The organism is Haloarcula halobia, from assembly GCF_029338255.1.
Taxonomy (GTDB): Archaea; Halobacteriota; Halobacteria; order Halobacteriales; family Haloarculaceae; genus Haloarcula; species Haloarcula halobia.
In genome coordinates this window covers 1,547,329-1,566,047 of the sequence record NZ_CP119787.1, presented here as the reverse complement: position 1 = coordinate 1,566,047, position 18,719 = coordinate 1,547,329, and the positions used below count along the sequence as shown (strand labels likewise).

The window sequence follows — 18,719 nt, the reverse complement described above, 5'->3', positions numbered from 1 at the left end:
CGCCCTCCCTCCGTTCTGACGATGGCGTTCCGACGGTTCCTGCGCGGGTCGGTCCCCTGGGAGCAACTGGAGGGGGTCGTTCGGGCGGTCATGGACCGCTACGACGAACCGTCGGCCCGCGTGACGTTCCTGAACGCGGACAACTGGCTCTCGACGCCCTTCGTCGTCAACGACCGGTGGTTCGTGAAGCTCATCACCCAGCAGAACTCGCTGGTCCACGGCCTGCTGACCACGGGGCGGAACCTCGGTGCGTTCTCCTCGGGGACCGAGGGCTTCTTCGAGCACTTCGGGACCCCGTACGAGATGGCCGAACACGAACTCGCGGCCACGGAGCGGATGCGCGAACTGGGCGTCAACGCCCCCGACCCCGTCGAGGCCTTCGAGTACGAGGGGATGGGCGTCGTGGTGCTGTCGTATCTCCCCGACTTCGAGACGCTCGACGACCTGCCGCGCGAGCAGATAGAACGCCACACGCCGACAGTCTTCCACGACCTGCACCGGATGCACGAACACGGCCTCGCCCACGGCGACTTCCGGTGTGAGAACGTCCTGGTCGCCGACGACGAGGTGTACTTCATCGACGCGACGAGCGTCCGGGCGGACGCCATCGCGGACGCCCGTGCCTACGACCTCGCGTGTGCGCTGGGCGCGCTGGAACCGCTCGTCGGTGCGCCGGTGGCCGTCGCCGCGGCCGCGCAGTACTACGACGCCGGCGAACTGCTGGCCGCCGAGGAGTTCCTCGACTTCGTCAACCTGCGACCGGACCACGACTTCGACGCTGCCGCGATTCGCGGGGCCGTCGAGAAGCGGGCACTGGACAGCGACGGGACGTGACTCGCCGGCAGGCGCTCACGGCGCGTCGTCGGGGGTGTCGAAGTCGTGGAAGTGTTCGCCCTTCTCCTTTGAGAGGACGTTCAGCGCGGCCGCCGCGCCGTCGCCCGCGGAGATGATGGCCTGCCACTCCTCGGCGCGGACCATCGCGCCCGTCGCGTAGGCGTCCGCCACGCTGGTCTCCATCGAGACGTCCACGTCGACGACGCCCTCGTCGGTCGTCGCACAGCCCAGGTCCTCGGCCAGGTCGCGTTTCGCGCCCGTCGCGAGGATCAGGTAGGTCGCCGAGACCTCGCCCTCGTCGGTCGTCGCGGTGAAGCCGTCGTCGGTGGCCTCGACGGCGGTGACCGTCGCCTCGCGGCGGTCGGCGCCGAACGACTCGACCTGCTTGCGGGCGTCCTCGACGAACTCGGTGCCGTCTCGCGACTCGATGCCGAGATAGTTGAACAGGTGCGCCTTGTGCAGCCACGTCCCGTCCGTGTCGTAGACGACGGTCTCGAGTCCGTTCTTCGCAGTGAACAGCGCCGCGCTGAGGCCGGCGGCGCCACCGCCGACCACGAGTACATCAGGCATACGATATAGTGGGTCGTTTGACAGATAAATGTAGGCCCTGTCGGACCCGGTCCACGAGCGCGGGACGCTACAAACGACGCTTGAGTCATCTGAATCTTCATTCCCGGTGGCCACGTGGTAGCGACCGTGAACCGACGACGCTACCTGTCAGGCGTCGGTGCTGCCCTCGCCGCCCTCCTCGGCGTGGCGGCAGTGGGGGACGCCACCAGAGCGGACGTCGCCGCCGAGCGCGGCCTCCACCGACCGAGGGGGGCACCCGTTTCGACGCGGGCGGTCCGCGACGACGCCACGTTCCTCACCGAGCGAGATGGGGTCCGCGACGGGGATGGGACCCACCCGTTCGCCGCGTGGCTTCGCCGCACGGCGTTTGAACACGCCACCGAGACGGTGGTTCCGGTCGTCGAGGACCGCCTGGGCGAGTCCGACACCGGCCTCGGCCGGGGCATCAGGAGCCTCGTGTTCGGGTCGGTCGTCACCGTCGACTACGGCGTCACGCGCGACAGGGACGGCACGGTCGTCGCCGAGCCGTCCGTCCCGCTCGACCGCGTGCTGTCTGTCGCCCCACGGACGGTGACCGTGACGGTCGAGCTCGACGGCCGGACGGCGCGCCGCGAGGTCCCCGTCGGCGTCGAGGAGACCGAGGCCCAGTACCTCTAGGCCTCGAGGAGCCGTTTGGTCTCCCGATGGCGGTACCGGAACATCGGTTCGAACCCGAGGAAGCCGAGCGGCCCCACCGCACGACCCAGCGGTCCCCCGGGGAGCTCGTACTCGACGTGGTCCTCGACGATGGTGGCGTCAGGGCCGTCGGCGCGGAACCGGTGGGTGTGTTCCCAGTGCGGGAACGGACCCTCCCGCATCACATCCCTGAACATGGCTTCGTCCTCTCCGTCCTCGCGGGCCACGATGTCCGAGACCCACCGCTGGCGCGGGCCGACGCCGAACGGTCTGATGGAGGAGACCACGGTCGACCCCGCGTCGAGCACCTCGGGGTCGGACTCGCCGTCCGGGCCCGTCTCGGATTCGATACGGAGGTTCATCCAGTCGGGCGTCAGCGCGACGAGGCCCTGGCCGGTCGAGTGGAACTCCCAGACGGTCTCGAACGGGGCCTTCACGCGAACCGACCGCTCGTAGGTGTCCATATCGGTCCGTGGGACGGCGCGCGGAAAACGGCGGCGGTCCCGGCGAGCTACGGCCAGATACCGCCCTCTTCGGCCGCCGAGACGACGCGCTCGATGGCGACCACGTACATCGCCGTCCGGAAGTTCGGCGCGCCCGTCCGCTCGTAGGTGTCGACCAGGTCGTCGAAGGCGCTGGTGATGACGGTCTCCAGTTCGTCGTTGACCCGCTTTTCGGACCAGTAGAACCGCTGGCGGTTCTGGACCCACTCGAAGTACGAGACGGTCACGCCGCCGGCGTTCGCGAGGATGTCGGGGAAGACGTGGACGTCGCGGTCGGTGAGGACGTCGTCGGCTCGCGGGGTGAGCGGCCCGTTCGCGGCCTCCACGACCATGTCTGCCTCGACCGACGTCGCGAGGTCGCCGTCGATGGCGTTCTCCAGCGCCGCCGGGACGAGCAGGTCGACGTCCATCTTCAGGAGTTCCTCGTTGGTCAGTTTCTCGGTCGCGCCCTCGAACCCGGCCAGCGACCCCGTCTCGCGCTTGTGCTCCTTGGCCGCGCGGGTATCGAGGGCGTCCGCGTTGTACACCGCGCCGGAGGAGTCCGAGACGGCGACGACGTTGGCTCCCAGGTCGTCGATGAGTTTCGCGGCGACCGAGCCGGCGTTGCCGTAGCCCTGGACGGCGACGGTCGCGTCCTCGATGTCCCGGTCGAGGTAGTCGAAGGCCTCGCGGGTGACGAGCATCACCGAGCGGCCGGTGGCCTCGACGCGGCCGGCGCTCCCGCCGGACTCGGGCGCCTTGCCCGTGATGACGCCCGGTTCGGTCGTGTTCTCCAGCGTCTCGTAGGTGTCCTTGATCCAGTTCATCTCGCGCTGACCGGTGTTGACGTCCGGTGCTGGGATGTCGCGGTCCTCGCCAATGATGGGGCGCAGTTCCTTGCCGAACGAGCGGGTGATGCGCTCTATCTCGCTGTCGGAGTACTGGCGCGGGTCGATTCGGACGCCCCCCTTCCCGCCGCCGTAGGGGATGTTGACGGCGGCGCACTTGTAGACCATCCACCCCGAGAGCGCCTTCACCTCGTCGCGCGAGACCTGCGGGTGATAGCGGATGCCGCCCTTGTAGGGACCGCGGTCGCCGTTGAACTGCGACCGGTACGCGCGGAACACCTCGATGGAGCCGTCGTCCATCTCGACGGAGAGGTTCGTCTCGAGTACCCGCTCCGGGTGTTTCAGCCGTTCGAGGACGTCGGTCGAGTATTCAAGATACGCCGCCGCGTCGTCGATCTGCTCCTGCAGACTCTCGAACGGGTTCACCTCGGTGGGCATACCGTAGCGATTGACACAGAGACGGCAAAAGGATACCGCCGGCCATGGTCGCCCCGTAACACGCGGTCAGTTCCTGGCGGCCTCGGCGCGTTCGAGGATCCGTTCGGCCTGGCGGACCTGCGGTGCGTCGACCATCTCGCCGTCGACGACGAACACGCCGCCGTCGGCCTCCTCGCGGGCGGCCAGGATCCGCTCGGCCCACGCGAGTCGCTCCGCGGTTGGCGTGAACACGTCGTTGATGACCGTCGCCTGGGCCGGGTGGATGGCGAGCTTGCCCTCGTAGCCCAGCCCGACGGCCGTCTCGGTGTCGGCGCGCAGTCCCTCGCGGTCCTCGTAGGCTGGATAGAGCGTGTCGATGGGGTCGACGTCCGCCGCCCGCGCGGCGAGCACGACGTGCTGGCGGGCGTAGGCCACCTCCTCGCCCGCCGCCGTCCGCGTGGCCCCGATGTCGCCCGCGAGGTCCTCCGCGCCGAAGACGAGCGCGTCGGTGGCGTCGGCGGCGGCGATGGCCTCCGCGTGGAGGATGCCCGCGGCCGACTCGACGAGCGCCAGCACTGGCAGGGCCGCTCCGTGGTCGCCGAGCAGCGCCGCGAGTCCGTCGACGTCCGCCGGGCCGCTGGTCTTCGGCAGGACGACGGCGTCCGGGTGCGGGCCGGAGAGCACCACGTCGAGGTCCGCTGCTGCGCCCTGCCCGACGGGGTCGACGCGGACGCACACCTCGAGGTCGCACGGGAGCACGTCGCCCAGCGCGTCGCGGACCGTCTCGCGAGCGGCCGCTTTCGCGTCGGGCGCGACCGCGTCCTCGAGGTCGAACACCACGGTGTCGGCGTCGCTGTCGACGGCCTTCCGGAGTTTCTCCCCGTCGTCGCCGGGCGAAAAGAGGACACTCCTGCGGACCATGCCCCCGCTTGGACCGGCGGGACCGTAAGTGTCGGCCCGTCCCGCACCCCTAAGGCCGCCGCGCACCTGACGCCAGCCATGGCCGGCAAGTACTTCGAGGCGTTCACCGAGGGCGAGACCATCGTCCACGAGACGCGCCGCACCATAAGCGAGAGCGACAACCAGCGCTTCTGTGACCTGTCGATGAACCAGCAACCGCTCCACCTGGACGCCGAGTTCGCCGCCGACACGCAGTTCGGCGAGCGCGTCGTCAACGGCCTCTACACGCTGTCGCTCGCCGTCGGGCTCACCGTCCCGGACACGACGGACGGGACCATCGTGGCGAACCTCGGCTACGACGACGTCGAGCACCCCGCGCCGGTCTTCCACGGCGACACCGTCCGGGCCGAGACGACGGTGACGGAGACGCGACTCACGAGCGACGAGGAACGGGGCGTGGTCACGATGGAAGTCGAGGTCTACCGGCAGGACGACACCCTCGTCTGTTCGTTCGAGCGGACGGCGCTGGTCGAGCGGTCGCTGGAGTGATGATCGTCGCGCGCACCCGTGAGGCGCTCCGAAGGTGGGACGCCGACACGTTGGCCCGTGTCGGGCTCGGTGTGATGTTGCTTCTCGCCGGTGCCCACAAACTGCTCGACCCCGCGTCGTGGGCCGCCTACGTCGTCGCCTGGCTCGAACCCTGGCTCGTCGTCACGCCGGTCCGGTTCATGCTCGCCAACGGGGTGCTGGAACTGGGGTTCGGCGCGGCGCTGATCGCGGACCGGCACACGACGGCGGCCGCGGCCGTCGGCGCAGTCTCGCTGGCCGCGACGACGCTGTACCTCCTCGTGGTCGGGGTGACACAGGGTGGTGTCTTCCTCGACGTGATGGTCCGGGACGTGGGGCTGACGGCACTCGCGGCCGCCGTCCTGGTGCGCTCACTCGAGTGAGTCCACCGCCGACCCTGCCACTGCAAGCAGAACCGCTAATCCGGTCGGTGTCGTACCGACGGGTATGACTGACTGGCGAGCGGTCGGCATCGGGTTCGTTGTAAGCATCGTCGCGGGACTCCTGGCATTCCTCCTCCCGGTCGTCGGCCACATCGGCGCGGGCCTCATCGGGGGCTTCGCCGCGGGCTACGTCGCCGGCGGGAACATCCGGAGCGGGCTGTGGCACGGGCTCCTGGCCGGCGCGATCGGTGGCGTGATCGTCGCACTCCTGTTCGGCGTCGTCGCCACCCTCGTCGGCGGCATCGGGGCTGGCCCCATCGGCGGGGTGGCGGGGCTGAGCGTCCTCGTGGTTGGCGTCCTCATCGCGTTCGTGCTCGCCCTGGACTCGGCCGTCGGTGGCGCCGTCGGGTCGCTGCTATCCTGATCGAGACTGCTGTCATCGACCGATTTCCGAACGTTATTCGCGGAATCTCTACGCTACTTCTGTTCAATACGGTTCTCAATCGTGGGCAACCCGAACGACGCTTCAGAAATGGCTTTCAAGATCCGAGAGATCTTGTGACTCCCTGACCACGTCAGCGGCTTCGTGGCCGGTCGGATCGAGTGCAGGGTCGGGATTGAAGAGGATCGCCCTCTCGACCAGCTTGAACGGCTCGATGTCCGTGTTCGAGTCGCCGATATAGGTTATCTCTGCGGGATCGAATCCGTGTTCAGCACCCAGCTTGGCCAGCCAATTCGTCTTTGATGTCGCGCTTACCTTCGTTTCGCCATCTGCGAGCAGTCCGTTTTCGAAGTGCAGTTCGTTTCCTACAATAAACGCTGGGTCGAACCGCTCTATTTTGGCCGTCAGGTCGGCCACGCCCGCACTCAACACGCCGAACTCGAATCCCGATTCGTCGAGTTTCCGGAGCATCGACTCCGTCCCGGGCATAAGTTTAACGGCCTCTGCAGCCCGCTCGACGTCGGATTTCGTGACGTCATACTGTCTCCAGGCACGCACGTCTCTCTCGATTCGTTCGTCGAAGGACATCTCGCCGTCAAAGTACGCCTGCTTTCGACGGAGTGACTCCGATTCTGTTCCAAATAGTGCAGCGAGAACGGTCCACCCCGACCGGTTCGTACAGAGCGTTCCGTCAAAATCGAAAACTACCCAATCAGTCACTCTTGCTGCTTCTTACATTATTACATATAAACATCTTTCGCGTCGAACCCAGGTGTTCTCCGGTAGCAGATACTCGCAGATGGAGGAACACTGTCTCGCTGTTCAGTTATTGGTCCGGGAAAAGCGCCTCTTTCGTTTCAGGGTGGTTCGCACTGTGGCGACGCAACAACGCCTCTTTGTCTTCGGTGTTCGACTGTTCTACCCAGTCGGTTATCCGCTCCGGAGATTCGGCGTCGTACATATCGGAGAGCGTTTCGCTTTCCTTCCACAGCTTCGTAAAGACGTCCACGAACCATTCATTGATGATCTTGTAATTGTTGGGGTTCTCTCGCGTGTATATGAGCGTGGGGTTCAGATCGTCGTTCACCTTTCGTGGAAACCCGCCCTCGTCGTGGAAGGTGTACCACCCGACTCCGATGCTATGTGATCCGATTTTGATACCGTTGACCGAAGGCTGAAAGCGGTAGAACCGCACGTGCAGTTTGTCATAGGTGCCGAAGTAGGCAGGCAGTGTCTCCTCGATGAACGTATACACTTGATTGCGCAGTTCCTCCACCTCTATCGAGGAGGGGTGTTTCAGCAGGATGAACACCTCGCTATTGGAGTCTTTCGCGTACGTGAGCGCGTTTCTGGTCGAAAAGGAACTGCCGAGATAGTGGATTAGATAGATGCGATTGCTATTGACCGCCTCCTGATCCGGGCCGGTCGTGTTCGGGTAGTCGAACGCTCGCTCCTCCAAGTACTGGTAGGCATCTCTAGTGTTTGTGAATATCTTAGAGCTAGATTCCAAACTGCTCTGTACGCTCTCGACCTCTTGTTCGATATCGTAAAGCTTTGTCTCAACAACCTCCAGAGAGAGGAGCGTGAAGGCGACCAGGTACAGTGTGTTCTGTGGCACCGAAAAATACGTCGGCGCCAACTCGATGGTGAGCGCAACTAACCCGAGCAGAATGAGCAGTACGATTTTCGTTCCACGCCGAACACGGGACTGCCGATATACGTCTCGTAGCTGCTTCCACTGTGATTCCAGCACCATGTCCTGCTACTGGTTTGCCGTTCTAATAATTTTATACCCACTGTTATGTTTGATATTTACACCGAGAGAAGGTGGTCCTCCACAGAATCCCAGGCAGAGAATTATCTGCCAGATGTACGCCCCTCGACTCAGCAGGATTCTCGAGGAACACAGTACGTGACGAGTTCGACGAGCCTGGCTCATAGTGATCGCTGTCCCTGTGTGCCGATGCGACCGGCCGGCGTCGTGCGGTCGCTACCGAACTGACCGGCACTAATCACGATCAGAGAATCGTCCCGTGTTTCTTCTCGGGGCGGTCCTTGTCGACCGTCTCGTACATCTCGAAGCGAGCGGCCAGTTCCGCCCGGAGGTCGCTCGGCGGGACGATCTCGTCGATGACCACCTCGCTGGCCATCCGGTGGGCGTCGATGTCCTCGCGGTAGGCCTCGCGGAGTTCCTGCTCGCGCTCGGCCCGCTTCTCGGGGTCGTCGATGGCGTCGAGTTTGTTCGCGTAGACGGCGTTGATTGCGGCTTCCGGGCCCATGATCGCGATCTCACCCGACGGGAGCGCGATAGTCGACTCGGGGTCGTAGGCCGGCCCGGACATCGCGTAGATGCCCGCGCCGTAGGCCTTGCGGACGACGACACACTGCTTTGGCACCGTCGCCTCCGAGGTGGCGTAGATCATCTTCTTGCCCGCCTCGAGGATGCCCTCCTTCTCGACACCGGAGCCGGCCATGAACCCCGGCGTGTCACAGAGGTACAACAGCGGGACGTTGAACGCGTCGCACTTCCAGACGAACTCGGCGGCCTTGCGCGCCGAATCCGGGAAGATGGCGCCGGCACGGTGGTTGGGCTGGTTCGCCACGACGCCCACCGACCGGCCGTCGATGCGGGCGAACCCGGTGAGGACCTCTCTGCCGTACTCCGGCTGGAGTTCGAAGAAGGAGTCGGCGTCGACGACGCGCTCGATGACCCGGCGCATGTCGTAGCCCTTGTTCGGTTCGGCCGGCACGACGGCGTCTAACTCCGACGGCGAGTGCGCGGGGCGGGTCCCCTCCCGACGCGGCGGGCGCTCCTCGCAGTTGTCGGGCAGGTACGTGACGAGCTGTGCCACGAGGTCGCGGGCGTGTTCCTCGTCATCGGCGACCAGGTCTGCGCTACCAGAGTACTTCGCGTGGACGTCCGGGCCGCCGAGTTCCTGCAGGTCGACGTCCTCGCCGGTGACCATCTCGACCATCCGCGGGGAGGCGATGGCGAGCGCGCTCATTCCGCGGACCATCACCGTGAAGTCAGAGAACACCGGCGTGTAGGCCGCCCCGGCGATACAGGGACCGTAGAGGACACAGATCTGGGGGACGACCCCCGAGATGCGCGAGTGGTTGTAGTAGAACTTCCCGATGCCCTCGCGGTTGGCGAAAAAGCCCCGTTGCTCGTCGATTCGCCCGCCCGACGAGTCGACCAGATACAGCGCCGGCCGGCCGGTCTTGAGGGCGCGCTCCTGGAGGCGGATGAACTTCTCGACGCCGCGGGCCGCGACGGAGCCCGCCTTGACGGTGAAGTCGTTGGCGCCGACGTGGACCTGCCGGCCGTCGAGCGTCCCCGCACCCGTGACGAGGCCGTCGGCCGGGAGGCGGATGTCGGGGTCCGCGTCCTCGACGTCGGGGCTGTCCGGATGCCAGCTGTCGAAGTTGGCGAACCGTCCGTCCTCGAAGTCCAGCCCGTCCTCCCCGAACCAGAGCCTGAGGCGGTCGCGGACGAACAGCTTCCCCCGTTCGGCGAGGCGCTCGCGGTACTTCTCGGGGCCGCCGCGTTCGATGTCGGCGATCTCCTCGCGCAGGCGGGCCTCGCGCTCGGTCGGGCCGAGGTCCCCGTCGGCCGTCGTGCCCGCGTCGTCAGACTCGAGGACCTCCCGGACCAGCGTCGGTTCCTGGGCGTCGCCGACGTACACCTCGACGCTCTCGCCGACGTGTTCGGCGACCGCGGCGGCGATGGCCGAGGCCTCGTCCCGGCTGGCCTCCGCAGCGATGCGAACCTTCATACCACACCTCACGGCCGGAGGGGTCTCAGTAGTTACCCCTCCCGGCACGCGATTATCAACCGAGGTAATGTCGCCGTGCGATTGATAGCGGGCGCTTGGCAACTACGTACCAATGCACCGGAGGGCGAGGAGGGAGCACGGCCCCGGACGGCGGTATCGCCAGTGGCGTCTGGGGGTATGCTGTGTGCTGGTGGCGCTCGTCGCCCTCCCGGCGTTCACCGGGACCGTCGCGGCCGCCGACACCGAGGCCCCCGAGTGGGGGACAGCCACGAAGGGCAACGCGACGACCATCGAGGTCACCGTCTACGACAACGGGGCGGTAGACACCGGCAGCATCACCAGCGACGACTTCCTGCTGTCGAGCGGGACCGTCGAGAACGTCACGGTGACGTCCATCAACGCCTCCGGCGCGAACCGGACGGGCGCGCGGGTGTCGCTGCACTTAGCCGAGCGTCTGAACGTGAACAACGTCACCGTCGGTCTCCGAAGCGGCGCGGCCATCGCCGACGAGGCAGGCAACACGCTCACCGACGGGACGGTGACCGCGACGGGGATGGACACGGTGACGCCACGCTACCAGGCCTTCGAGACGACGCGGGTGAACAGCTCGACCGTCGAGATGGCGATCACGGTCAACGAGCGCCTGGGCAACCTCACGCTCTCCATCGGTGGCCCACAGATAGACACGCTCTACCGCTCGAACTTCAGCGTCGACGTGGACGGCTCGGTGACCTACACCACCCGGTACACGTTCCCGGAGGAGGGGGAGTACTCCCTGATCTTGCTCTCGGTGGTCGACCGTCACGACAACGCAATCAGGTTCGGCCACCAGCGGACGTTCAGGTACGACGGGTCGGCGCCCACCGTCACCGTCGCGGGACCGACCGACGCGACGGTCGGCGAGTCAGTCACCGTCACCGCGAACGCGACCGACGACCAGGGCATCGAGTCCTACCGGTGGCGCGTCGACGGCGGTACCATCCTCCCGGGCGACTCCGTGACGGTGGCGTTCGCCAGTCCCGGGACCCACGAGCTCACCGTCGAGGTGACAGACCCGTTCGGGAACACGGCCGTCGAGACACACCGGGTGGCGGTCGTCGGTGCCGGCATCGACGGGTCCGCCAACGTCAGGAAGCCCGGCGCCCGGCGCGCCGTCGTGAACCTGACCGGCACCGGGACCGCACAGCGAATCACGCGCGCGAACGGGTCGCTCGTGACCGGCGCGAACGCCTCGGTAGAGCGCATCCGGGCGACGTTCCCGACGAACGAGACGGTCAGACTGGACGTCCGGGCCAGAGACCGGACCCCACCGTCGTTCGCGACGGCCACCGGCGAGGTGGGCCTGGTCCGGTTCGACCTCGAACACGGCAACGCCACCGCCAGCGGCGTCACGTTCACGTTCGCCGTCCCGACGGCGGCGCTGAACGCCACCGACACGGACCCGGCGAGCGTCACGCTCTACCGCGACGAGGGCGGGTGGGTCCCGCTGGAGACGGCCGTCGTCGACCGCACCGGTTCGCGGGTGATCTACCAGGCGTCCTCGCCCGGCCTCTCGACGTTCGTCGTCGGCACCGGGGAAGTCACTCCCGCGAGCGGCCCCGAATCCGACGCGACGGTGCAGGCACGGGCACAGTCGACGCCCGCACCGACCGAGAGTGGCGACCCGGACGTCGTCGTCACGAACGTCACCGTCTCGCCCGAAACGCTGTCGGCGGGCGACCAGGCGGTCGTGACCGTCGTCCTGGCGAACCGTGGTACCGCGACCGGAGACCGCCGCGTCGTCGTCGTCCTGAACGGGAGCGTGCTCACGAGTCGGACGGTGACGGTGCCGGCCGGCGAGACGCGGACGACCGAGTTCGCGCGGACGGTGCCGGAGGGCGGGACGCTGGCCGTGGCGAACCGGCGGGTCGCGAACGTCAGTTCGGGCGGGGGCGGCCCGTCGCTCCCGTCACTCTCGCTGCCCGACCTGGGCGTGCCCAGTCCGCTGGCGCTGTGGCCCGGCGGCATCGTCGGGACGATTCTCTCGGCAGTCGTCGGGCTGGTTGTCGTCGTCTACGGCGTCCTGAAGGCGCTCGCGATATACTTAGGTTACTGAAGCGAGGCCTCGAGTCGATCGATGAGCGCCGCGTTGCCGAGGTGCAGCGGCGTCCGCTCGTGCAGCGTGGCTGGCTCCGGCTCGAGCAGCGACTGGGTACCGTCGCTGGAGCGGCCGCCCGCCGTCTCGATGACGTAGGCCATGGGTTGGCCCTCGAACTGGATACGGAGCTTGCCCTCGGGCCGGGACTGCAGCGCCGGGTACGCGAAGACGCCGCCGTAGGAGAGCACCTGGCTGATGTCCGCTATCATCGCGCCGCCGTAGCGGAGTTTGAGTTCCTGGCGGATCTCGTCGGCGTAGCCGGTGAAAGAGTCGGTCCAGGAGTCCTCGCCGCCGCCGAACCCGAACACCGTCGGGTCCTCGGGGAGGGTCACGTCGTCGTCGACCAGGCGCTGCTCGCCCGCTTCGACGATGTACTCGCGGACGTGGCCGTCCCGGGCGACCACCATGGTCGTCGCCGGCCCGTAGATGACGAACCCGGCGGCAAGCAGGTTCCGGCCCGACGTCGGGGGGCGCTCGCTGTAGACGCCGAAGATGGTGCCCATGCCGCTGTTGGGGACCAGGTTCGAGGAGCCGTCGAGGGGGTCCATGGCGACGTGGAGACGGCCGTCGGCCGTCGCGAGGGACTCGCGCTCCTCGCTGGCGTAGGTGGCGACGCCGTCGATATCGAGCATGCGACGCTCGAACAGCTCGTCTGCTCTGACGTCGGCGGCCAGCTGCGAGTCGCCGGTGGGGTTGGTCGTCCCGGCCGCCTCCCGGTGGCCGGCGATAGCCGAGCGAACGTCCGTCGTCGTCGACGAGATGGTGTCGAGAATAGTATCGATCGTCCGGTCGGTCGTACTGGTCGGGGTTTCGAGTGACTTGCTCATTGGTCGGGAAGGTGTCGGACGGCTTCGGACGCCGAGAGCCCGACTGACGAGGGGAGAGTCGGAGGTCGTCCGAAGTCTGTCATCGAACAGTCGTACTCACGGCATCCATAAGTATCTTTTCTCTGACATTTACTACAAGCCGAGTGAACCTTTCGACGGAGCGCTGCAGCCCTGCGACAGTGTCGCAGAGAAGCCACGCCTCACGGGCCGTGAGAACGTCGGCAGACTTACACGAATGCCCTGTGAACAGTTCCCACATGAAGCTGGACCAGATAGACACCGTCGGTGTCGTCGGTACGGGGACGATGGGGAGCGGTATCGCTCAGGTCGCGGCGACCGCAGACTACGACGTCGTGATGCGCGACGTGAACCAGCAGCTGGTCTCGGAGGGGTTCGACGCCATCGAGGAGAGTCTCAACCGACTGGTCGCGCGCGGGGCCGTCTCCGAGGGCGAGTCGGCTGCCGCCCGCGAGCGCATCGAGGGCACGACGGATCTCGCCGACCTGGCGGCCGCCGACCTGGTCGTCGAGGCGGTCACCGAGGACATGGACCTCAAACAGACGGTCTTCGAGGAGCTGTCGGAGGTCTGTGGGCCGGAGACGGTCCTGGCGACCAACACCAGCACGCTCTCGGTGACGACCATCGCGAGCGTCACCGACCACCCCGAACACGTGCTGGGGCTGCACTTCATGAACCCGGTCCCGATAATGAAAGGCGTCGAGGTGGTCGTCGGCGAGCGGACGGGCGCCGAGACGCTGCGCCTTGCGCACGACTTCGCGGCCGACCTTGACAAGGAGACGTGGGAGGCCGACGACAAACCGGGCTTCGTCGTCAACCGCATCCTGATGCCGTGGATAAACGAAGGGGTCCGTGCCCTCGACGAAGGGGTCGCCGAGAAGGCCGACATCGACCGCGGGATGACCCTGGGGACCAACGTTCCGATGGGACCGCTCGAGCTGGCCGACCACATCGGCCTGGACGTCGTCCTCGACGCGAGCGAGACGCTCCACGAGGAACTCGGCGACCGGTACCAGCCCGCGTACCTCCTCAAGCGGAAGGTCGCCGCCGGCGACCTCGGGAAGAAGACCGGCGCCGGGTTCTACGAGTACGAGTAGGCCGAGCGACGTCACTCGCGCGCGGTTCAATTCCCGACAACGGACGGGCGGTTGGCCAACAGTAAAGCGTTGCAAGTCGGTACTTGATCGCATGGATTTCAGTCCGACCCAGGAGCAGCGCCAGATACGGGCGATGGTCGCGGAGTTCGTCGACGAGGAAGTGGTCCCCCGGGCCGGCGACATCGACGCGAACGACGAGTTCCCCGCCGACCTCGTCTCGGAGATGGCCGACCTCGGCCTGCTGGGGATGCCCATCCCCGAGGAGTACGGCGGCGCCGGCCTGGACTACCACAGTTACGCGATGGCCTTAGAGGAGATCTCGCGCGGGAGCGGCGGCCTCGGGACCATCGTCGCCGCCCACGTCTCGCTGGCCTGCAACATGATATACGAGTTCGGCGACGAGGCCCAGAAGGAGGCGTACCTCGTCCCGCTCGCCGAGGGCGAGGACGTCGGTGCCTTCGCCCTCTCGGAGGCCGGCGCGGGCAGCGACGTGCCAGCGATGGAGACGACGGCGCGCCGCGAGGGCGACGAGTACGTCGTCAACGGCGGGAAACTGTGGATCTCGAACGGGTCGGTCGCCGATACGGTCGTCCTCTTCGCGAAGACGGACCCCGACGCGGGCAACAGGGGCATCTCCTCGTTCGTCGTCCGCCCCGAGACCGACGACGGGTTCGTCGTCGAGGGGACCGAGCACAAACTCGGTGACAAGGGCTGCCCGACGGCGGAACTGCGCTTCGACGACCTGCGACTGCCCGAATCGCGACGGCTCGGCGAGGAGGGACGGGGCTTCGTCCACGCGCTGAAGACGCTCAACGGCGGGCGCATCACCATCGCCGCCCGCGGGGTCGGCATCGCACAGGCCGCGCTCGACGCGGCCATCGAGTACGCGCAGGAGCGCGAGCAGTTCGACCAGCCCATCGCGGAGTTCCAGGCCATCCAGCACAAGCTGGCCGACATGGACACGAAGACGACGGCCGCGCGAATGCTGATGCACCGCGCGGCGGACAAGAAGATGCGCGGCGAGCGGTTCGTCAAGGAAGCCGCCCAGGCCAAGCTCTACGCCTCCGAGGTCTCCCGCGAGGTCGCGAACGAGGGCATCCAGATTCACGGCGGCTACGGCTACACCCAGGACTTCCCCGTCGAACGGTTCTTCCGGGACGCCAAGCTCAACGAGATATACGAGGGGACCAGCGAAGTGCTCCGGAACACCATCGCCGACCAGCTGCTCGAGTAGCTCGGCGGCGTTTTGAGCGTCCAGAAGGCCTTTTCCGTCCCGGACGCACGCTCCGGATATGCCCCACAGGCGCGCGCTGCTCGCGACGGTCGCTTCGGCGGTAGGTGCCGGGTGCGTCGCACCGGCCGGTCGGGACACCGAGACGTCGCCGGCTCCGCCTCCCGAGTCCGAACCGAGCGAGACGGCGGGCCTCACCGATACGCACACCCACACGGAGACGCCCGACTGCGACGAGGGGGTGAACGTCTCCGCCGAGCGGTTCGACCCGGTCGAGCAGCTGCCGCTGTCCCTCGAGGGCGATCGCCTCGCGCTCGTGGAGCGCGCCGTCGAAGACGGCACGACGACAGTCGAGTCGTACACCCACCGGCCGCCCGTCCCGTCCGGGGCGTTCGTCGCCCACCGCGGCCGCTATTACCGACTGGATGCGACCACGACCAACACGACGGCCGTCACCGCGCTCGTCCTGAACGTCGAGTGGCAGAAGGGACAGTCACCCCCGGACGACGCGACCACCGTCCAGTTCGGGGCTCTCCCACAGGTCGACCAGCGGGCGCTGGATACGCTCGTCTTCGGCGCCGGGTCCGAACGTCGCGACGAACTCCCGGCGCAGGGTCTCTCCGTCCGGAAGTCGCCGGTCCCCTACCCGGATGGACTCGAGAACTCGCGGTTCGCCGGTACCGGCGACGTGCTGTGGGTACGCTGGCGGGACCGCTGGTTCCGTGTGTGGAGCGGGGGCCGGCCGTCGACGGAGCGATTCACACACGAGGTGGGCGCCACGGCGGTCGCGCCGGACCGCGACGCCTTCGGGACCCTCGTCCGCGAACAGTACCGCATCCCGGGGGAGCGATTCTCGGCCGCAGAGCGCGACGTCCTTCGAGCGGCGAGGGCCGACCAGTACCGGGAGTGCGTGCCCGTCTCCCGGCCGCTCACGTCGCTCCGGGAGACGTTGACCGACGACGCGAGGCTCCCGCCGCCGTTCGAGTACTCGTGGCTCGTGGGCCTCGAGGGCGACAGCTACCTCGTCGAGACGCTGGAGTGGGTCGTCTAGTCCAGGTGGTCTCCCATCCACTCGTACTGCTCGCGGAGGCGTCGCTCGCCGGCCTCGGTCAGGGCGTACTTCTCGGCGATGCCGTCGACGCGCTTCTCGACGAACCCCGCGTCCGCCATCGCCTCCAGCGCCCCGTAGAAACTCCGGGGCTCGATGCGCGTGTCGTAGCGGTCCTCCAGCCGGGTCTTGAGCCGCTGGCCGGACAGTTCCCCGTCCTCGGCGCCGGCGAGGAGGATACACATGTCCCGTCGGCGCCCGCTCTGTAACCACTTGCTCATACCGTGACCGGGCGGGAGACCCCCTTCTGCGTTGCGGTCCGCATACTGCCGGCTGTAAGTTCGTAACGATTCTCGGCACCCCGGGATGACGAATATTTTCTAAATGTTACAGCCGGCAGTATCAGGAGACGTCCGCACACTCGAACGCCGCGAACTGCTCGCGTTCGACCGTCTCGGGGCCGTCGAGGTCCGTCGGTTCGCGCAGCTGGACCAGGCGGACTGCGACCATCTCGTCCTCGTGGGCCCGGTTCCACCGCCAGCACAGGTGAGCGACCAGCGACCGCTGGAGCGCCGGTTCGCGTCTCGCGTCGTCGAGGAACTTCCGCCAGCGCTCGTTGGGGTAGGTCCCCGCGGCGTCCGGCGGTCGCGAGAGGTCGACCGGCCCGCGGCGCAGCGCGTCGACTCGCTGGCCCGACGCGAGCGTCGCCGGTGCGGCGTACCACCACGTCCCCAGTGGCGGCGACGGCGCGAACATGTCCCACGACCGGTCGGCGACGGCGTCGGGCGTCCCCGCGGGCGGTGCAACCAGCCCCAGGCCGACGGCGTTGACGGCCAGGAGGGCGACGAGACAGACCACCGCGGCCGCGCGGGCGAGCGAGCGGACCCCCCCTGGCACCTGAAAAGAGTCCCGCCGGTCGGGCAGTGTCCCGGCGAGCGCCCCCAGTCCGGTCGGCCCGCGTCGCTGGAGGCGGTCCCAGACGACCGGCGGGACGAACGGGACGAGCGCGGTCACCGACACCAGCGGGAAGATGCCCAGCGAGAGTGTCAGCACCATCCCGAGGTGCACCGGGGCGAAGGCGGCCGCCAGCGCGGCCCGCGGGTAACCCGTCAGGGCGACGAGCAGCGGCGACGCGACCAGGAGCGTTACCCACCCCCAGTCGGCCAGCGTCAGGAGCGTCGCGTGGCCGGCCAGCACGTCGCCCAGCAGTACCGTGAAATGGTCCAGCTGGAAGGCGTAGCGGACCGCGTCGCCCCGGAGCCAGACGTCGGCGCGGAACTTCACGACGGCGTTGGTCGCGTAGACGGCGACGACCTGGAGCAGGAGGCCCGCCGTCGCCGGGCCGACGACCGCCGGCCGCCAGTCCTCGCCCGTAGCGTCGACGGCCCACCGCTCGCCCAGCGGGAGGAACAGACTCCAGAACAGCAGGCGGCGAAAGAGCGTGTCGCCGCTGTTCAGAATCGCGGGGTTACGGGCCTGTATCGAGACCAGCAGGACAAGCGAGACGAGGAGTGCCAGGCGGGTCCGGTAGCCGACGAGCAGGGAGACGGCCGCGAGCGCCGCGACAGCAAAGAGCGTCCACTGGACCCACGCGGCCCCGGAGAGGACGTGCAGCGAGAGGTACTGGTAGCCCGGTTCGACCACGGGCAGCAGCGCCCGCGGAAACACGCCGTGGTCGGTGTAGAAGGCCACGAGGTCCGTCGCCCGCCGCGCCAGGTCGACGAGCAGGAGCGTCGCCAGCGCGACGCGAAAGACCGCCAGCGCTCGCGTGTCGACGGCGAACCGCGAAGCGAGGGCGCGGCAGAGCCATGCCGTGCCGGCGCGTCGGGCCATCCTGCCTGTAGGGTGCGGGGAGCGTCGCATAAATCTTCCAGTCCCGTCCGGGCTATCGACAGCTTTCACTATGAGCGGTCCCAACACCGCGGCGATGACCGACTCCGAGCCAGCGACCGAGGCGTCCGCCGGCGGTGTCACCGCCCGCTACTACGAGACGGAGGCCGAGCGCGTGCTGACCTTCGAGAGCGAGTCCGGGACGGCGGCTGTCGCACAGAACCGCGAGGGCTACGCGATGCTCAAGGTCCGCCCGACGGCCGACGGCGACGAACTCGAGCGGTACTACGGGTTCGACATGGCCCTGGACCACGCCGCCGAGTTGCTGGGGGCCGACCCCCACTCGCTGCCGGTTCCGGGGGCGGCCGACGACATGGGGATGTGACAGGACGAGCCATCCAGCGGCTCAAGGTGCAGATGCGTTTTCGGTGACGGAGTGTGCCGGTGAGAAGCGGTTCAGCGAATAGCGATGCGGGAGCGAGAGTACCGAGACGGGTGCGGCGGTGGATCTGGTACGTATCTGACAAAAATAGTCTACTGAGACATACCCGACGGATACCGTCTGCCGGTAGCACCCGGGTCGACTATGTTCCAAACATCTACCCCTATTCGAGAAATATAAATGAATTTAAATTTA

The 18,719-nt window shown here is 67.5% G+C and carries 20 protein-coding genes; 10 read left to right on the top strand and 10 right to left on the bottom strand.

The features are described from left to right. Positions 1–21 precede the first annotated feature (21 nt). On the top strand, positions 22–834 hold the full coding sequence (locus P1K88_RS08310; RefSeq protein ID WP_276413993.1) for an RIO1 family regulatory kinase/ATPase domain-containing protein: 813 nt from the start codon (positions 22–24) through the stop codon (positions 832–834). Between the two features lie 15 nt (positions 835–849). On the opposite strand, the gene P1K88_RS08305 is transcribed toward P1K88_RS08310, so the two are convergent. Beyond that, positions 850–1,404: an FAD-dependent oxidoreductase gene (locus tag P1K88_RS08305; protein WP_276413992.1), complete on the bottom strand. Its 555-nt coding sequence runs from the start codon at positions 1,402–1,404 to the stop codon at positions 850–852. A gap of 126 nt (positions 1,405–1,530) precedes the next feature. Between P1K88_RS08305 and P1K88_RS08300 the strand changes: the two genes are divergently transcribed. Next, entirely contained in the window at positions 1,531–2,061 is a 531-nt protein-coding gene (locus tag P1K88_RS08300; protein WP_276413991.1) for a hypothetical protein, read from the top strand. Here P1K88_RS08300 and P1K88_RS08295 read toward each other — a convergent pair. The 3 genes from P1K88_RS08295 to P1K88_RS08285 all read right to left on the bottom strand — a co-directional run bounded on the left by P1K88_RS08295 (position 2,058) and on the right by P1K88_RS08285 (position 4,747). Further along, on the bottom strand, positions 2,058–2,543 hold the full coding sequence (locus tag P1K88_RS08295; protein WP_276413990.1) for an SRPBCC family protein: 486 nt from the start codon (positions 2,541–2,543) through the stop codon (positions 2,058–2,060). The two genes, P1K88_RS08300 and P1K88_RS08295, sit on opposite strands and share 4 nt — an antisense overlap. Before the next feature lie 47 nt (positions 2,544–2,590). Then, positions 2,591–3,847, bottom strand: coding sequence for a Glu/Leu/Phe/Val family dehydrogenase (locus P1K88_RS08290; protein WP_276413989.1), 1,257 nt, complete (start codon positions 3,845–3,847; stop codon positions 2,591–2,593). A 66-nt stretch (positions 3,848–3,913) separates the two neighbouring features. Beyond that, on the bottom strand, positions 3,914–4,747 hold the full coding sequence (locus P1K88_RS08285) for an HpcH/HpaI aldolase/citrate lyase family protein (protein ID WP_276413988.1): 834 nt from the start codon (positions 4,745–4,747) through the stop codon (positions 3,914–3,916). A gap of 78 nt (positions 4,748–4,825) precedes the next feature. Here P1K88_RS08285 and P1K88_RS08280 point away from each other — a divergent pair, with 78 nt between their 5' ends. The 3 genes from P1K88_RS08280 to P1K88_RS08270 all read left to right on the top strand — a co-directional run bounded on the left by P1K88_RS08280 (position 4,826) and on the right by P1K88_RS08270 (position 6,100). Then, positions 4,826–5,275, top strand: a complete 450-nt coding sequence (locus P1K88_RS08280) for a MaoC family dehydratase (protein WP_276413987.1) — start codon at positions 4,826–4,828, stop codon at positions 5,273–5,275. Next, positions 5,275–5,676, top strand: a complete 402-nt coding sequence (locus P1K88_RS08275) for a DoxX family membrane protein (protein WP_276413986.1) — start codon at positions 5,275–5,277, stop codon at positions 5,674–5,676. The genes P1K88_RS08280 and P1K88_RS08275 overlap by 1 nt, the downstream gene beginning before the upstream one ends. A 64-nt stretch (positions 5,677–5,740) precedes the next feature. Then, on the top strand, positions 5,741–6,100 hold the full coding sequence (locus P1K88_RS08270) for a DUF5518 domain-containing protein (RefSeq protein WP_276413985.1): 360 nt from the start codon (positions 5,741–5,743) through the stop codon (positions 6,098–6,100). A gap of 102 nt (positions 6,101–6,202) precedes the next feature. Here the strand turns inward: P1K88_RS08270 and P1K88_RS08265 are convergent, their stop codons facing one another. The 3 genes from P1K88_RS08265 to P1K88_RS08255 all read right to left on the bottom strand — a co-directional run bounded on the left by P1K88_RS08265 (position 6,203) and on the right by P1K88_RS08255 (position 9,894). Beyond that, positions 6,203–6,838 carry an HAD family hydrolase gene (locus P1K88_RS08265; protein WP_276413984.1) on the bottom strand — a complete coding sequence of 212 codons (636 nt, stop codon included), beginning with the start codon at positions 6,836–6,838 and terminating at the stop codon, positions 6,203–6,205. Between the two features lie 106 nt (positions 6,839–6,944). Beyond that, positions 6,945–7,874 (bottom strand): hypothetical protein, encoded by a 930-nt coding sequence (locus P1K88_RS08260; protein WP_276413983.1) that lies wholly within the window; start codon positions 7,872–7,874, stop codon positions 6,945–6,947. Positions 7,875–8,136: 262 nt separating this feature from the next. Beyond that, positions 8,137–9,894 carry an acyl-CoA carboxylase subunit beta gene (locus P1K88_RS08255; RefSeq protein WP_276413982.1) on the bottom strand — a complete coding sequence of 586 codons (1,758 nt, stop codon included), beginning with the start codon at positions 9,892–9,894 and terminating at the stop codon, positions 8,137–8,139. Positions 9,895–10,078: 184 nt separating this feature from the next. Between P1K88_RS08255 and P1K88_RS08250 the strand changes: the two genes are divergently transcribed. After that, positions 10,079–11,989, top strand: a complete 1,911-nt coding sequence (locus P1K88_RS08250; RefSeq protein WP_276413981.1) for a PKD domain-containing protein — start codon at positions 10,079–10,081, stop codon at positions 11,987–11,989. Here P1K88_RS08250 and P1K88_RS08245 read toward each other — a convergent pair. Further along, complete coding sequence (locus P1K88_RS08245) at positions 11,983–12,858, bottom strand: class 1 fructose-bisphosphatase (protein WP_276413980.1); 876 nt, start codon at positions 12,856–12,858, stop codon at positions 11,983–11,985. The genes P1K88_RS08250 and P1K88_RS08245 overlap by 7 nt on opposite strands. 257 nt (positions 12,859–13,115) lie before the next feature. Between P1K88_RS08245 and P1K88_RS08240 the strand changes: the two genes are divergently transcribed. The 3 genes from P1K88_RS08240 (at position 13,116) to P1K88_RS08230 (ending at position 16,255) form a co-directional block, all read left to right on the top strand. Continuing rightward, the gene (locus tag P1K88_RS08240; protein WP_276413979.1) at positions 13,116–13,973 is read left to right on the top strand and encodes a 3-hydroxyacyl-CoA dehydrogenase family protein; all 858 of its coding nucleotides are present in this window, start codon (positions 13,116–13,118) and stop codon (positions 13,971–13,973) included. Between the two features lie 91 nt (positions 13,974–14,064). Further along, positions 14,065–15,207 carry an acyl-CoA dehydrogenase gene (locus P1K88_RS08235; RefSeq protein ID WP_276413978.1) on the top strand — a complete coding sequence of 381 codons (1,143 nt, stop codon included), beginning with the start codon at positions 14,065–14,067 and terminating at the stop codon, positions 15,205–15,207. Positions 15,208–15,265: 58 nt separating this feature from the next. Continuing rightward, positions 15,266–16,255 (top strand): hypothetical protein, encoded by a 990-nt coding sequence (locus P1K88_RS08230; RefSeq protein WP_276413977.1) that lies wholly within the window; start codon positions 15,266–15,268, stop codon positions 16,253–16,255. On the opposite strand, the gene P1K88_RS08225 is transcribed toward P1K88_RS08230, so the two are convergent. Together P1K88_RS08225 and P1K88_RS08220 are read right to left on the bottom strand one after the other, a co-directional pair. Next, positions 16,252–16,533, bottom strand: a complete 282-nt coding sequence (locus P1K88_RS08225; RefSeq protein ID WP_276413976.1) for a PadR family transcriptional regulator — start codon at positions 16,531–16,533, stop codon at positions 16,252–16,254. The two genes, P1K88_RS08230 and P1K88_RS08225, sit on opposite strands and share 4 nt — an antisense overlap. Before the next feature lie 121 nt (positions 16,534–16,654). Beyond that, entirely contained in the window at positions 16,655–18,085 is a 1,431-nt protein-coding gene (locus P1K88_RS08220) for an HTTM domain-containing protein (protein ID WP_276413975.1), read from the bottom strand. A gap of 94 nt (positions 18,086–18,179) precedes the next feature. On the opposite strand from P1K88_RS08220, the gene P1K88_RS08215 reads away from it, so the two are divergent. Next, positions 18,180–18,467, top strand: coding sequence for a DUF7111 family protein (locus P1K88_RS08215; protein ID WP_276414132.1), 288 nt, complete (start codon positions 18,180–18,182; stop codon positions 18,465–18,467). The last annotated feature ends 252 nt before the right edge of the window (positions 18,468–18,719 follow it).